This window comes from Cryptosporangium sp. NPDC051539 (assembly GCF_044454545.1).
Taxonomy (GTDB): Bacteria; Actinomycetota; Actinomycetes; order Mycobacteriales; family Cryptosporangiaceae; genus Cryptosporangium.
The window spans coordinates 285,111-298,832 of sequence record NZ_JBITDV010000010.1 but is presented as its reverse complement, the minus strand read 5'-3'; the positions used below and the strand labels follow the sequence as shown (position 1 = coordinate 298,832).

Below are 13,722 nucleotides of genomic sequence, written 5' to 3'. Positions count from 1 at the left end.
TCGTGGAGCCGTGCCGGATACCGTCGGGGAGGTGCGCGTGGCCGACGTGATGAGGCGGCGCATCGCCGGGGTTCCCACCCGGCTCTGGCCACTCGTCCTCGTCACGGCCGCCGTCGGCGTCGCCGGCACCGAGGCCGCGATCACGGTCACCGGCGCGACGCTGAAACCGGCCTGGCTCATCCCGGTGTTCGTCGGGCTGTTCATGGTCGGCGAGGCCACCCAGCTCCACGTCCAGCTCCGGCGGGAAACGCACTCGTTCTCGATCTCCGAGATCCCGCTCGTGCTGGGCCTGTTCTGGCTCTCGCCGCTGGCGCTGGTCATCAGCCGGCTGACGGCCGTCATCCTGGTGAACGCCGTCCGGCGGACCACCCCGCACAAGTTCGTGACGAACACCACGGTCGCCGCGGCCGAGACCGGGGTCGCCGCCGCGGTCTTCGCCTACATGGGCCCGCTCGACCCGTCGAAGCCGCTGCTGTGGGTCTCGGTGCTGCTCGCGGTCGGCCTGGCCGACCTGGTCAGCTTCACCGGCATCCTGTTCGCGATCACGCTGTACGAGGGACGCCCGGCGCCGGTCGCGGTCACCCGCCTGGTCATCGCGTCGATCTCGGTCGGCGTGCTGAACACGACCGTCGGGCTGGTCGTGCTGATCGTCCTCAAGGTCAACATGCTGGCGCTGGCGTTGCTGCTCGTGCTGGCCGTGGTGCTGGTGGCCGGGTACCGCGCGTACGCGCAGTTCCTGGCCCAGCACAAGAGCCTGGGCGAGCTGTACGCGTTCACCCGGGCGGTTTCGACGGCCAGGCAGGAGAACAGCCTGGCCGACACGATGCTCACGCGGGTCCGCGAGCTGCTGTCGGCCGAGTCGGCCACGCTGTGGATGCCCGCTCTGGGACGTCATCCGGAGACCGCGCTGGTCGCGCGGGTCGATCAGGCCGGCCTGATCGACGAGCAGCTCGGCGAAGACCCGATCCGCCGCCGGGTGCTCGACACCGGCGTCACCGTGCACCTCGGTCCCCGCGGTGCCAACGCCGACCTGCGGCTGCGCCGCGCGCTGCGTGGCCGCGAGGTCAAGGATCTGATCGTCGTCCCGCTGCGGTCGGGCACCGCCGTCGTCGGCTGCCTCGAGGTGGCCGACCGCCTGCACGACCTGGCGACGTTCGGGTCCGCGGACGTCCGGCTGCTGGAGACGCTCGCCGCGCACGCCGCGGTGGCCGTGGAGAACTCCCGGCTGGTCGAGCGGTTGCGTTACGACGCCTACCACGACACGACGACCGGGCTGCCCAACCGGCGGCGGATGGTCGAGGCGGTGGAGGCCGCGATCGCGGTCGACCCGGTCCCCGACGAAGTCGTCGCGCTGCTCGAGTTCGACATCGACGCGTTGCGGGGCGTCAACGAGACGCTGGGCCACAAGGCGGGCGATCAGTTGCTGGCCGAGGTGGGCCGCCGGCTGCGCGAGTACGCCCCCGACGGCGCGCTGGTCGCCCGGCTCGGCGGAGACGAGTTCGCGGTGCTGCTGCGGGCGTCCGGCGTCGACTGCGTGGTGGCTCTGGCGGCCGACCTGCGGCGGGCGGCGATCGAGCCGTTCCCGCTGGAGAACTTCACGATCGAGGTCGGCGCCGCGGTGGGCGTGGCGCTGTTCCCGGATCACGCGAACGACAGCGAGGCGTTGTTCCGCCGGGTCGACGCGGCCACCGACGCCGCGAAGGCACAGCCCCGGGGCGTCGCCGTCTACAGCCCGTCGATGGAGTCGCACAGCGTCCACCGGCTCGGGCTCGTGCCCGAGCTGCGCCGCGCGATCGAGCAGGGCGAGCTGACCGTGCACTACCAGCCCAAGGTCTCGCTGGCCGACCGGCGGCTGATCGGCGTCGAGGCGCTGGTGCGGTGGGAGCACCCGGAGCAGGGCCTGCTGATGCCGGGCGAGTTCGTGCCGGTCGCCGAGCACACCGGCCTGATCGGCCCGCTGACGCGCTGGGTGCTGCGTGAGTCGCTGGCCGAGGCCCGGCGCTGGCAAGACCGGGGACGGCCGCTGGGAGTGTCGGTCAACCTCTCGGCCCGGACGCTGCAGGATCCGGACTTCCCCGCCGAGCTGGACGCCCTGGTGGCCGAGGCCGGTGTCCCGGCCGAGATGCTGACGCTGGAGATCATCGAGGGCGGGGCACTGACCGACGCCGAGCGTCCGCTGGCGACGCTGCAGGCGCTGGCCGAGCGCGGTGTGCGGCTGTCCCTCGACGACTTCGGGGTCGGCACGTCGGCCTTCAGCTACCTGCGGACGATCCCGGTGCACGAGATCAAGATCGACCGGTCGTTCGTGCTCGGGATGAACACCGACGCGGCTGATCTCGGCATCGTGCGCTCGATCGTCGGCCTCGCGCAGCACCTGGGCCTGTCCGTAGTGGCCGAGGGCGTCGAGAGCGAGCGGGCGCTGGCGCATCTGGAGGAGATGGGCTGCGACGTCGCTCAGGGCTTCCTGTTCGCGCGTCCACTGCCGATGGAGCGGCTCGAGGCCTGGGTGACCGCACGGACGTCGTCGTCCGAGTCGGACGAGCCTTCGGACGAGGCCACCCGACGGCTGCGAGTGGTGGGGCAGCACGGGTAGGTGAGGCGGGCCTTCGGGGGTCGGCGCGGCCCGGGTACCGATTTCGCATTGGGTGGGCGGGCCGTGTAACCTTTGCAGCGGCTCGCAAGGCCCCCTTAGCTCAGTCGGCAGAGCGTCTCCATGGTAAGGAGAAGGTCTACGGTTCGATTCCGTAAGGGGGCTCCGAACCGGCCCCGGCCGGTGCCGATGGCGGTGTAGCTCAGATGGCAGAGCAAGCGGCTCATAATCGCTGTGTCGCCGGTTCAAGTCCGGCCACCGCTACCGTGCCAGGTAAGCTAGTTGGTCGAGGACCAACCCCGATTACGTAGAAAGAGGCACTCCCGTGGCCGCCACCGACGTCCGACCGAAGATCACGATGGCTTGCGTGGAGTGCAAGAACCGGAACTACATCACGAAGAAGAACCGTCGGAACGACCCCGACCGGCTCGAAGTGAAGAAGTTCTGCCCCAACTGCGGCAAGCACCAGCCCCACCGCGAGACGCGCTGACGTCTTAGCGGAGGTCCCCGCTGTGGGACCGTGAACGGCGTCGCCCCTTCGGGGGGTGGCGCCGTTTGTTTTACCCGGTGGTGCGGTCGTTGGTGAGCTCGCGTGGCGGGGCGGGGAGCCGTGGCGGGGCGGGCGGAAACTCGCCGGTACCGGGTGGGGTGTGACGTTGCTCGGCGGCCGGGTTGGGGGGCTTCGTTACCGGTAAGTTGCGGAGAAATCCAACTGAGGAGGCGCCGGTGCCCAGCCCCGCGGATGCGATCGGGCGCACGTACCCGAAGACCGCTCCCTACGAGGTCGGACGCGAGAAGATCCGGGAGTTCGCCGAGGCGATCGGCGACACGAACCCGGCCTACCTCGACGCGGCCGCCGCGCAGAAGCTCGGCCACCCCGACGTCATCGCGCCGCCGACGTTCCCGATCATCTTCACGATGCGCTCCACCGGTGCCGCGACGTTCGACCCCGACCTGCAGATGGACTACAGCCGGGTCGTCCACGGCGAACAGCGCTTCGTGTACCAGCGCCCGGTCCGCGTCGGTGACCGCCTGGTCTGCGAGACCGTGATCGAGGACGTGAAGATCCGGGCCGGCAGCATCTTCCTGTCGATGCGCACGGACGTCACGACCGAGGACGGCGAGCCGGTGCTCGCCGCGTACGCGCTGATCGTGTCGCGCGCCGCCGAGAAGGAGAGCTGATGGCCGCCACCGTCTCGTACGACGACGTCGAGGTCGGCACCGAGTTGCCGGCGAAGACGTTCCCGATCCAGCGCGCGGACCTCGTGCGGTACGCGGGCGCGTCCGGCGATTTCAACGTCATCCACTGGAACGAGCGGGTCGCGACGGCGGTCGGGCTGCCGAACGTGATCGCGCACGGCATGTTCACGATGGCCGAGGCCAGTCGTGTGCTCACCGAGTGGGTCGGAGACCCGGGGGCGGTCGTCGAGTACGGCGTCCGGTTCACGAAGCCGGTCGTGGTGCCGGACGACGACCGGGGCGCGAACCTGGAGGTCACCGGCAAGGTGACCGAGAAGCTGGACGACCGCCGGGTCGCGGTGGAGCTCACCGCCCGGTCCGGGGACGACAAGGTCCTCGGCCGGGCGAAGGCCGTGCTGCAGCTCACCTGATCCGTTCGCCGGCGCGGCCATGGCCCGCTGTCGGGCGGGGCCGTGGCCGGCTGTCGGGCGGGGCCGCGCCGGCGAACGATCAGGTACGTCCTCGCGCGGAGTGGCGGCGCTGCCCGTGGGCGGACAGTTCCCACCCGGACGGGTACCCGTCGCTCGCCGGGTTGTCCGTGGTCGAGGTTCCGGCCGGGGGATCGGACGGCGTGGTCCCGGCGGACGTCCCGTTGCGGTACGGGTTGGCGGGGTCGTCGCACGGGTCCCGGAAGTAGTACCGGCCGTCCCACACGGCGTTCGGACCGCAGAGCGCGTCCCAGTCCGTGTCACCCCCCGCCCGCACCACCCCACCCCGAGCCGCCGCCGCGGGCCGGGCCGCCGTGGTCGCGGGCTGGATCGCGGTGGCGGCGGGCTGGCCGGCGGTGGCGGCCGGCCGGATCGCGGTGACCGCCGTGGCTGCCGTCTCCTGCGCCGCGGGCTGGGCCCCCGCCTGTGCTGCCCGCGCGGTCTGCGCCGTGGCGGGTTGGGCTGCGGCAGTCTGCGCTGCGGCGGGTGCGGTCGCTGCGGCGGTTGCTAGCGCGCTGGCTGACGCCAGTGCGCAGGTCGAGATCAGGCGTCGAACTCGCATGTCACTCCCCGTTTGTCGGACTTGTCCTGATCCAACGCTCAGATCCCCTCCGCGACACGGGCGGCCTTGACAAGGTAGTGATTGGTCAATAACTTAGGCGCCGTGAGCCCAGCAACCCGCCTCAGCGCCGACGAACGCCGCCGTATGGTCCTTCGGGCCGCGCTGGTCGAGTTCGCCCGGGGCGGTTTCGACGGCACCAGCACCGAGACGATCGCCCAGCGGGCCGGTATCAGCCAGCCCTACCTGTTCCGCCTCTTCCCCAACAAGAAGGCCCTGTTCGTCGCGTCCGTCCACCTCAGTTTCCAGATGGTCGTCGACGCGTTCGAGGAGGCCTCCGACGGCCTCGCGGGTCCGGACGCCCTGGTGGCCATGGCCAAGACGTACAACAAGCTGATCACCGATCGCGATCTGCTCATGCACCAGATGCAGGCGTACGCGTCCTGTGACGACGCCGACGTCCGGGACGCCACCCGCGACGGGTTCGGGCGCCTCTGGCAGCTCGTGCAGCGGGTCAGCGGCGTCGACGACGACGCCGTGCGCAACTTCTTCGCCTACGGCATGCTCGCCAACGTCATCGCGGCGATGAACCTCACCGACTACGACGCTCCGTGGGCGCAGATGTGCCTGCCGGACGACATGCGCAAGAACTTCGCACCCCAAGACTGATCCGAGCCCGGCCGAGAGCCGGGCTTTTTCACGCCCCACGAAGGTAGTGACCAATCACTACTTAAGGAGAACCGTCATGTCCGCATCGACCACCAGGTGGACGTTCTTCGTCACCACGCTGGCGGCGTTCATGGTGTCGCTCGACAACCTCGTCGTCACCACCGCGCTCCCGGAGATCCGCACCTCGCTCGGCGCGGGCATCTCCGACCTGGAATGGACCGTCAACGCCTACACGCTGACGTTCGGCGTCCTGTTGCTCACCGGCGCCGCACTGGGCGAACGGTTCGGACGCCGGCGCATCCTCGGAATCGGCATCGCGCTGTTCACGGTGTCGTCCGCGCTGGCCGCGCTGGCCCCGAACATCGAGACGCTGATCACGGCCCGCGCGGTGCAGGGTGTCGGCGGCGCGATGATCCTGCCGCTCACGCTGACGCTGCTGTCCAACGCGGTCGCCCCCGAGCGCCGCGGTGCCGCGCTGGGCATCTGGGGTGCGGTCTCCGGGCTCGGCGTCGCGTTCGGGCCGCTGATCGGCGGCGCGGTCGTCGACGGCTGGGCCTGGCAGTGGATCTTCTGGATCAACGTCCCGGTCGGCATCCTGCTGGCTCCGCTGGCCCTCACCCGTCTCTCGCCCGAGCGCGGTAAAGCCCAGCGGCTCGACCTGCCCGGGCTCGGCCTGGTCACCGCCGGACTGTTCGGCGTCGTCTGGGGCCTGGTGCGCGGCAACACCGCGGGTTGGGGCAGCCTCGAGGTCGTCGGCTCGCTGGTCGCGGGGGCCATCGTGACCACGCTGTTCGTCGTCTGGGAGATGCGGTCCGAGCACCCGATGCTCCCGCTGCGCCTGTTCCGCAGCCGTGGCTTCGCCGCCAGCAACGTGACCGCGATGCTGTTCAGCTTCGGGATGTTCGGCTCGATCTTCCTGCTGGCGCAGTTCCTGCAGACCGTGCAGGGCTCCGGACCGTTCGAAGCCGGCCTGAAGATGCTGCCCTGGACGGCGATGCCGATGATCGTGGCGCCGCTGGCCGGTCCGCTCTCCGACCGCATCGGGGGACGTCCGCTGCTGGTCGTCGGGTTGCTGCTGCAGGCGGCCGGTCTCGCGTGGCTGGCGGGCAACATGTCGGCCGACACCCCGTACTCCACGCAGTGGCCGGCGTTCGTGATCTCCGGCATCGGCATGGCGCTGTTCTTCGTCCCGATCGCGAACGTGGTGCTCGGCTCGGTGCCGCAGAGCGACACCGGCGTCGCGTCCGGTGCGAACAACGCGATCCGGGAGATCGGCGGGGTGTTCGGGGTGGCGGTGCTGGCCGCGGTCTTCTCCCACACCGGCAGCTACGCCTCGCCGCAGGACTACGCCGACGGCACCAGCATCGCCACCTGGGTCGGCGCCGGGGTGGTGCTGGCCGGTGCGATCGCCGCCCTGTTCGTCCCGGGTCTGAAGCGCCAGGCTGCCGACCCCGCGCCGGCTGCGGACCCCGCGCAGGCTGCCGACCCCTCGCCGGCGGTGGCCGGCGCGGTTCCGGAACCGGTCCCGGCCTGATCCCGGCAGCACGTGGCCCCGCCCGGGCGAAACCGGGCGGGGCCACGCGTGCGTGTGCGGTGGCCACCGTCCGGCGGTGGCACGCGGCTCAGCGTAAAAAAGAAAGGTCAGTGAGCCTCGGCGAGAAGCTTCTGGAGACGGCCGACGCCCTCGACGATGTCCTCGTCGGAGAGGGCGTACGAGAGCCGCAGGTAGCCGGGCGTGCCGAAGGCTTCGCCGGGCACTACCGCGACCTCGGCCTCGTCGAGGACGACCGACGCGAGCTGCGCCGAGGACTCGATCGTGACGCCGCGCAGCTCCTTGCCGAGCAGGCCCTTCACCGACGGGTAGGCGTAGAACGCGCCCTTGGGCTCCGGGCAGAAGACGCCGTCGATCTCGTTGAGCATCCGGACGATCGTCTGGCGGCGCCGGTCGAACGCGGTCTTCATCTCTTCGACCGCGGACAGGTCGCCGGAGACGGCGGCGAGCGCGGCGCGCTGTGCGACGTTGCAGACGTTCGACGTCGCGTGCGACTGCAGGTTCGAGGCGGCCTTGACGACGTCGGCCGGGCCGATCAGCCAGCCGACCCGCCAGCCGGTCATCGCGTAGGTCTTCGCGACGCCGTTGAGGATGACGGTCTGGTTCGCGAGCTCCGGGACGGCCTTCACGATCGAGACGAACTCGGTGCCGCCGTAGACGAGGTGCTCGTAGATCTCGTCGGTGATCACCCAGACGCCGTGCTCGAGCGCCCAGCGTCCGATCGCCTCGACGGCATCCGCGCTGTAGACCGCGCCGGTCGGGTTGGACGGCGAGCAGAACAGAAGTGCCTTCGTGCGCGACGTGCGCGCGGCCTCGAGCTGCTCGACCGTGACCAGGTAGTCCTGGGTCTCGTCGGCGATCACGTCGACCGGGACTCCGCCGGCCAGGCGGATCGCCTCTGGGTAGGTGGTCCAGTACGGCGCCGGGAGGATGACCTCGTCACCGTCGTCGATCAGCGTCGCGAACGCCTCGTAGACGGCCTGCTTGCCACCGTTCGTCACCAGCACCTGGCCGGCCGCGACCTCGACGCCGGTGTCGCGCAGCGTCTTGGCGGCGATCGCCTTCTTGAGGTCGGGCAGCCCGGCCGCCGGGGTGTAGCGGTGGTTCGCCGGGTCACTGCAGGCCGCGATCGCGGCCTGGACGACGTAGTCGGGGGTCGGGAAATCGGGCTCGCCCGCGCCGAAGCCGATCACCGGACGCCCGGCGGCCTTCAGGGCCTTGGCCTTGGCGTCGACGGCGAGGGTGGCGGATTCGGCGATGGCGCCCACCTTGGCCGAGATGCGGCGAGCGGGGGTGGTCTCTGCTGCGGTCATGGTCTCCATGCTGGCAGACGTGTCATCCCGGTTGTGGGGCACCGGTTTGGGTTATTACCGGCGCACCACGTACACTCATCGCTCTGGGGCGTCCCGATGCCCGACCCGCCACTCCCTGGTTGGAAGGCGGGTTGTCGTCGCGCTCGCCCTCAGGGAAGGATGTACTTGCGCCGCCTCGGTGGCGCAAAGGGGTGTAGCTCAATTGGCAGAGCAGCGGTCTCCAAAACCGCAGGCTGCAGGTTCAAGTCCTGTCACCCCTGCGCCGACCTGAAACTGACGGGGCGGTCCACGAAACTCCACGGGCCGCATCGTCGTTGAACCTGAGGACTACGGACCGACGAGGGAAGAAGGCTGGACCGGTGGCTGAGAGCAAGAGCGCCGAAGCCGCAGAGCGGTCTGCCTCCACGGTGGCCGACGAAGACGACGACGCACCCAAGTCGAAGGGCTCGGGCAAGGGCCCGGTCGACAAGGGACCCCGCAAGGGCACCAAGGAGCGTCGGCCGAACCCGATCTCCCGGTTGATCCGATTCATCCGCGAGGTCGTCGCCGAGCTCCGCAAGGTGATCTGGCCCACGCGCAAGGAGCTCATCACCTACACGTCCGTGGTGATCGTCTTCGTGACGATCATGGTCGCGATCGTGTGGGGGCTCGACGCCGGCGTCGCGAAGCTGGTGATGTGGGCGTTCGGGGCAAAAGCCGACTCCTGAACCGCTGAGGCCGACCCGCTGAGCGGGTTGGCCTCGCGTTGCGTTCCGCATGCGGGACAATGAAGTAAACCCACAGACAGAGAAGAGCCATCGCGTGCCCGAGTACGACGAGGAAATCCGCCTTCCCGAGGGAGGCGAGACCGCCGCCCTGACCGATGACGACGAGGCGACGGCCGACGTCGCGGCGCTCGACGAGGTTCCGGCCGTTGCCCCCGAGGCCCCCGAGGTCGAGGAAGACCCGGTCGAGGAGCTGCGCCGCGCCCTGCGGATGGCTCCCGGCGAGTGGTACGTCGTGCACTCCTACGCCGGCTACGAGAACAAGGTGAAGACCAACCTCGAGAGCCGCATCAACTCCCTGAACGTCGAAGACTTCATCTTCCAGATCGAAGTGCCGACGCAGGAAGTCACCGAGGTCAAGAACGGCAAGCGGCAGCAGGTCCAGTCGAAGGTGTTCCCCGGCTACCTGCTGGTCCGCATGGAGCTCACGCCCGAGTCCTGGTCCGCCGTGCGGAACACCCCGGGTGTCACCGGGTTCGTCGGTGCCACCTCGCGCGCCGACCGGCCGAGCCCGCTGAGCCTCGAAGAGGTCGTGAAGATCCTCGCGCCGACCGTCCAGAAGGAGGTCAAGGCGCCGGTGAAGGTCGTCGACTTCGAGGTCGGCGATTCGGTGACCGTGACCGAGGGCGCGTTCGCGACGCTGCCGGCGTCGATCAGCGAGATCAACCCGGACGCCCAGAAGCTGAAGGTGCTCGTGTCGATCTTCGGCCGCGAGACGCCGGTGGAGCTCAACTTCAACCAGGTCTCGAAGATCTAGGGCATTTACCGCCCGGCCCGGTTGTTGACCACCATGGATTTCCCCGGAGAGACCGGGGATCTGCAGTAGCCCAGGAAGCCCAGGAAGATGCCTCCAAAGAAGAAGAAGCTCTCAGCGATCATCAAGCTCCAGATCAAGGCCGGCGCCGCGACGCCGGCGCCGCCGGTCGGGCCCGCGCTGGGTCAGCACGGCGTGAACATCATGGAGTTCTGCAAGGCCTACAACGCGGCGACCGAGTCGCAGCGGGGTGACATCGTTCCGGTCGAGATCTCGGTCTACGAAGACCGGTCGTTCACGTTCGTCACCAAGACTCCGCCGGCCGCGCGTCTGCTGCTCAAGGCCGCGGGTGTGCCGAAGGGGTCGGGCGAGCCGCACAAGACCAAGGTCGCGACCGTGACGCAGGAGCAGGTCCGTCAGATCGCCGAGACCAAGATGGTCGACCTGAACGCGATCGACATCGACCAGGCCGCGAAGATCATCGCCGGTACGGCCCGCAGCATGGGCATCACGGTCCAGGACTGAGTGCAACCGGGCCGCATCGCCCCCGGGCGGTGATCCTCGGAAACACCCCGCTTCGGCGGGCGCCAGACGAGAAGTCGTGGGAGAGCCGAGCGCGGCTCGTAACACCACGGACTCCACAGCTTTGGGAGAAGCGAAATGCAGCGCAGCAAGGCGTACCGCGCAGCCGCGGACACGATTGACAAGACCAAGCTCTACAGCCCCCTCGAGGCGGCTCGGCTGGCCAAGACCACCAGTACCACCAAGTACGACGCGACCGTCGAGGTCGCGATCCGGCTCGGTGTCGACCCGCGCAAGGCCGACCAGATGGTGCGCGGCACCGTCAACCTGCCGCACGGCACGGGCAAGACCGCCCGCGTGATCGTGTTCGCGGTCGGCGACAAGGCCGCGCAGGCCGAGGCGGCCGGCGCGGACGCGGTGGGCTCGGACGACCTGATCGAGCGGATCCAGGGCGGGTGGCTCGACTTCGACGCCGCCATCGCGACCCCGGACCAGATGTCCAAGGTCGGCAAGATCGCGCGGATCCTGGGCCCGCGCGGCCTCATGCCGAACCCGAAGACCGGTACGGTCACCCCGGACGTGACCAAGGCCGTGAACGAGATCAAGGGCGGAAAGATCAACTTCCGCGTCGACAAGCAGGCCAACCTGCACCTCGTGATCGGCAAGGCGAGCTTCGACGACACGAAGCTGGTCGAGAACTACGCGGCCGCGCTCGACGAGATCAACCGGGCGAAGCCGAGTGCCTCCAAGGGCAAGTTCCTGAAGAAGATCACGTTCACGACGACGATGGGCCCGGGCATCCCGGTCGACCCGAACCGTGCGCGCAACCTGACCGAGGAAGACCCCGCGGTCTGACACTCGTCAGCAGACAGAGGCGGCTCCCGAATGGGGGCCGCCTCTGTCGTGTGTCCACTTACCGTACGGTTCGTGTCTGTATGGCCGACGAATGGGGGCATCTCGTCCGCAGGGATGCCCTTCGCTGGCGGTGCGCTGCTAACTTTTTTGATGCAGGGTGGGCCGAGCCGGAGGGGGCTCCGCTCCGTGCGGCGCCCCCTCTCCGCCCAATTCGTCGATCGTGTCGGTCGTGACGTAGACTTCCCGTTGACATCCACCGAAGACCGCTGGTCGCTGGGGCAACCCAGCCGAAGGTCCGCTGACGCGGACGGCCCGCGCAGGCCGGACGGTCGCCAGAAGGAATTTCCTGCTGTGCTGCCCCGTGCGCCCTGCGCCGGGGCGTCTCTCGTTTCCGGGCCGGATCACGAACCAGCCTGAGTTACGAGAGAGGAGGCCCATGGCTGACACCCAGCCTCGCCCCGACAAGGCCGCTGCGGTGGCTGAGCTCACCGGCGGATTCCGCAACTCGTCCGCGGCGGTGCTCACCGAGTACCGCGGATTGACGATGGCCCAGCTCACCGAGCTGCGTCGCTCGCTCGGTCGCGAGACGACCTACGCGGTGACCAAGAACACGCTGGCGAAGATCGCCGCGCGTGACGCCGGCATCGCCGACCTCGACGAGCTGCTCGCCGGTCCGACCGCGATCGCGTTCGTCCAGGGCGACCCGGTTGAGGCCGCCAAGGGCCTGCGGGACTTCGCCAAGGCGCACCCGCTGCTGGTCGTCAAGGGTGGTGTGCTCGACGGTAAGAAGCTGACCGCCGACGACATCAAGAAGCTGGCCGACCTCGAGTCGCGCGAGGTTCTGCTCGCGAAGCTCGCCGGCGGCATGAAGGCGAAGATGGCGCAGGCTGCGGCGACGTTCAACGCGCTGCCGACCCAGCTCGCCCGGCTCGCCCAGGCGCTGCAGGAGAAGAAGGCTGCCGAGGCTCCGGCCGCAAGCGCAGCCGACGCTCCGGCGGCTGCTGCCGATGCTGCCGACGCTCCGGCGTCCGAAGCTGCCGAGGCTCCGGCCGAGGCCTGATCGTCCCGCGTAGGGGCTTGATCGCCTCGCCGCACCACACAAGTCGCTGGGGTGACCCCCCGGCACCCCGATCGAAAGGAACCGCCTGAGATGGCGAAGATCGCTACCGAAGACCTGCTCGAGGCCTTCAAGGAAATGACGCTGATCGAGCTCTCCGAGTTCGTGAAGCTCTTCGAGGACACCTTCGACGTGAAGGCTGCCGCCCCGGCCGCCGTCGCCGTCGCCGGCCCGGCCGGCCCGGGTGCCGCCGCTGAGGCTCCCGAGGAGCAGGACGAGTTCGACGTCGTCCTCGAGGCCGCGGGCGAGAAGAAGATCCAGGTCATCAAGGAGGTGCGTGCCCTCACCAGCCTCGGCCTGAAGGAGGCCAAGGACCTGGTCGACGGCGCGCCGAAGCCCGTCCTGGAGAAGGCCAACAAGGAGACCGCCGAGAAGGCCAAGGCTCAGCTAGAAGCCGCCGGCGCCACCGTCTCCGTCAAGTAGTGGGCGGCCCGCTGAGGACGACGCTCCCAAGCGTGCGCGACGACTTGAGTATTTGGTATACGCGGCGTCATCGCGCACGCTAGGGAGCGTCGCCCTCAGCGGGCTCCAGGTTTCGAACTACAAAAGAACGCCCGCCCCGGGAAAGGGGCGGGCGTTCTTATTGCTTGCTCAGGGGGTTTTGCGCCAGCGGTCGGTTAGGGCTCCGTAGACGAAGACGGGGTTGCCCACCAGGTAGCGCTTCCAGAGGCGGCGGGGTTCGGTGGCCAGGCGGTAGGCCCACTCCAGCCCGTGCCGCTGCAGGAACTCCGGCGCCGACGGCTTGTTGCCGGCGTGGAAGTCGAACGCCGCCCCCACCGGCACGACCGTGCAGTTCAGCCGGGACGTGTAGGCGGCCACGAACTCGTCCTGGCGTGGCGTCCCGAGCCCCACCCAGAAGACATCGGGCTTGGCCTCGGCGACGCGGGCCACCAACTCGTCGGCCTCGTCGGACGACAGCGGCCGGAACGGCGGGGACTCGACCCCGACGAACTCCGCTCCCGGGAAGCGCTCGCGCAGCTTGTCGGCGAGCTGAGCCACGGTCGACGGCGACGCGCCGTACAGGTAGTGCTTCAGGCCGCGCGCGCGCCCCTGGTCGATCGCGTCGGCCATCAGATCGGGGCCGTACGTCCGGGCGGACATGTCCGGGTAACCGCGCCGGCGGCCGACCATCGCCACGTAGTGGCCGTCAGCGAAGTTGACGTCGGCGTCGTTGAGCAGCGCGCGGAACTCGGGGTCGCGGACCGCGAGCGACAACGTGTACGCGTTGCACAGGTGCGTGCTGCGCGGCTGCCCGTATTGCGCGGCGATGACCAGCTCGGCGGCCGGCTGCCGGGTGACTGCTTCGATATGGACGCCGCAACACACGAACGTGCCCGGGCGCGTAGACGTCGTCATAACC

General features: G+C 69.5%; 15 protein-coding genes and 3 tRNA genes. 15 read left to right on the top strand and 3 right to left on the bottom strand.

The annotated features are described in order from the left end of the window. The first annotated feature begins 31 nt into the window (after positions 1-31). The 6 genes from ACIBZJ_RS29845 to ACIBZJ_RS29820 all read left to right on the top strand — a co-directional run bounded on the left by ACIBZJ_RS29845 (position 32) and on the right by ACIBZJ_RS29820 (position 4,200). Positions 32-2,593 carry a putative bifunctional diguanylate cyclase/phosphodiesterase gene (locus tag ACIBZJ_RS29845; RefSeq protein ID WP_395935388.1) on the top strand — a complete coding sequence of 854 codons (2,562 nt, stop codon included), beginning with the start codon at positions 32-34 and terminating at the stop codon, positions 2,591-2,593. Between the two features lie 89 nt (positions 2,594-2,682). Beyond that, a tRNA-Thr gene (locus tag ACIBZJ_RS29840) sits at positions 2,683-2,755 on the top strand. Positions 2,756-2,781: 26 nt separating this feature from the next. Beyond that, a tRNA-Met gene (locus tag ACIBZJ_RS29835) sits at positions 2,782-2,854 on the top strand. A gap of 61 nt (positions 2,855-2,915) precedes the next feature. Continuing rightward, on the top strand, positions 2,916-3,080 hold the full coding sequence (gene rpmG, locus ACIBZJ_RS29830) for a 50S ribosomal protein L33 (RefSeq protein ID WP_035857853.1): 165 nt from the start codon (positions 2,916-2,918) through the stop codon (positions 3,078-3,080). A 236-nt stretch (positions 3,081-3,316) separates the two neighbouring features. Then, complete coding sequence (locus tag ACIBZJ_RS29825; protein WP_395935386.1) at positions 3,317-3,772, top strand: MaoC family dehydratase N-terminal domain-containing protein; 456 nt, start codon at positions 3,317-3,319, stop codon at positions 3,770-3,772. Further along, positions 3,772-4,200: a MaoC family dehydratase gene (locus tag ACIBZJ_RS29820; RefSeq protein ID WP_395935384.1), complete on the top strand. Its 429-nt coding sequence runs from the start codon at positions 3,772-3,774 to the stop codon at positions 4,198-4,200. Before ACIBZJ_RS29825 ends, ACIBZJ_RS29820 begins: the two co-directional genes overlap by 1 nt. Before the next feature lie 79 nt (positions 4,201-4,279). Here ACIBZJ_RS29820 and ACIBZJ_RS29815 read toward each other — a convergent pair whose 3' ends face one another. Then, entirely contained in the window at positions 4,280-4,819 is a 540-nt protein-coding gene (locus ACIBZJ_RS29815) for a hypothetical protein (protein ID WP_395935382.1), read from the bottom strand. Positions 4,820-4,921: 102 nt separating this feature from the next. Here ACIBZJ_RS29815 and ACIBZJ_RS29810 point away from each other — a divergent pair, with 102 nt between their 5' ends. Next, positions 4,922-5,485 carry a TetR/AcrR family transcriptional regulator gene (locus tag ACIBZJ_RS29810; protein ID WP_395935380.1) on the top strand — a complete coding sequence of 188 codons (564 nt, stop codon included), beginning with the start codon at positions 4,922-4,924 and terminating at the stop codon, positions 5,483-5,485. Positions 5,486-5,561: 76 nt separating this feature from the next. Continuing rightward, entirely contained in the window at positions 5,562-7,019 is a 1,458-nt protein-coding gene (locus ACIBZJ_RS29805) for a DHA2 family efflux MFS transporter permease subunit (protein ID WP_395935378.1), read from the top strand. 107 nt (positions 7,020-7,126) lie between these two features. Here ACIBZJ_RS29805 and ACIBZJ_RS29800 read toward each other — a convergent pair whose 3' ends face one another. Continuing rightward, positions 7,127-8,350, bottom strand: coding sequence for a pyridoxal phosphate-dependent aminotransferase (locus ACIBZJ_RS29800; RefSeq protein ID WP_395935376.1), 1,224 nt, complete (start codon positions 8,348-8,350; stop codon positions 7,127-7,129). A gap of 187 nt (positions 8,351-8,537) precedes the next feature. Between ACIBZJ_RS29800 and ACIBZJ_RS29795 the strand changes: the two genes are divergently transcribed. From ACIBZJ_RS29795 to rplL, 7 genes are all read left to right on the top strand, one after another. Next, positions 8,538-8,610 (top strand) — tRNA-Trp (locus ACIBZJ_RS29795). Between the two features lie 99 nt (positions 8,611-8,709). Next, the gene (gene secE / locus ACIBZJ_RS29790) at positions 8,710-9,057 is read left to right on the top strand and encodes a preprotein translocase subunit SecE (RefSeq protein WP_395935374.1); all 348 of its coding nucleotides are present in this window, start codon (positions 8,710-8,712) and stop codon (positions 9,055-9,057) included. A 94-nt stretch (positions 9,058-9,151) separates the two neighbouring features. Beyond that, a complete protein-coding gene (nusG, locus tag ACIBZJ_RS29785) occupies positions 9,152-9,871 on the top strand; it encodes a transcription termination/antitermination protein NusG (RefSeq protein ID WP_395935372.1) in 720 nt (239 codons plus the stop codon). An 87-nt stretch (positions 9,872-9,958) separates the two neighbouring features. Beyond that, entirely contained in the window at positions 9,959-10,393 is a 435-nt protein-coding gene (gene rplK, locus ACIBZJ_RS29780; protein WP_035857847.1) for a 50S ribosomal protein L11, read from the top strand. Between the two features lie 135 nt (positions 10,394-10,528). Then, a complete protein-coding gene (gene rplA / locus ACIBZJ_RS29775) occupies positions 10,529-11,245 on the top strand; it encodes a 50S ribosomal protein L1 (protein ID WP_395935370.1) in 717 nt (238 codons plus the stop codon). Between the two features lie 436 nt (positions 11,246-11,681). Next, positions 11,682-12,305, top strand: coding sequence for a 50S ribosomal protein L10 (gene rplJ, locus ACIBZJ_RS29770; protein WP_395935368.1), 624 nt, complete (start codon positions 11,682-11,684; stop codon positions 12,303-12,305). A gap of 90 nt (positions 12,306-12,395) precedes the next feature. Next, a complete protein-coding gene (gene rplL / locus ACIBZJ_RS29765; protein WP_395935366.1) occupies positions 12,396-12,785 on the top strand; it encodes a 50S ribosomal protein L7/L12 in 390 nt (129 codons plus the stop codon). Positions 12,786-12,953: 168 nt separating this feature from the next. On the opposite strand, the gene ACIBZJ_RS29760 is transcribed toward rplL, so the two are convergent. Then, a complete protein-coding gene (locus ACIBZJ_RS29760; RefSeq protein ID WP_395935364.1) occupies positions 12,954-13,718 on the bottom strand; it encodes a WecB/TagA/CpsF family glycosyltransferase in 765 nt (254 codons plus the stop codon). Positions 13,719-13,722 lie beyond the last annotated feature (4 nt).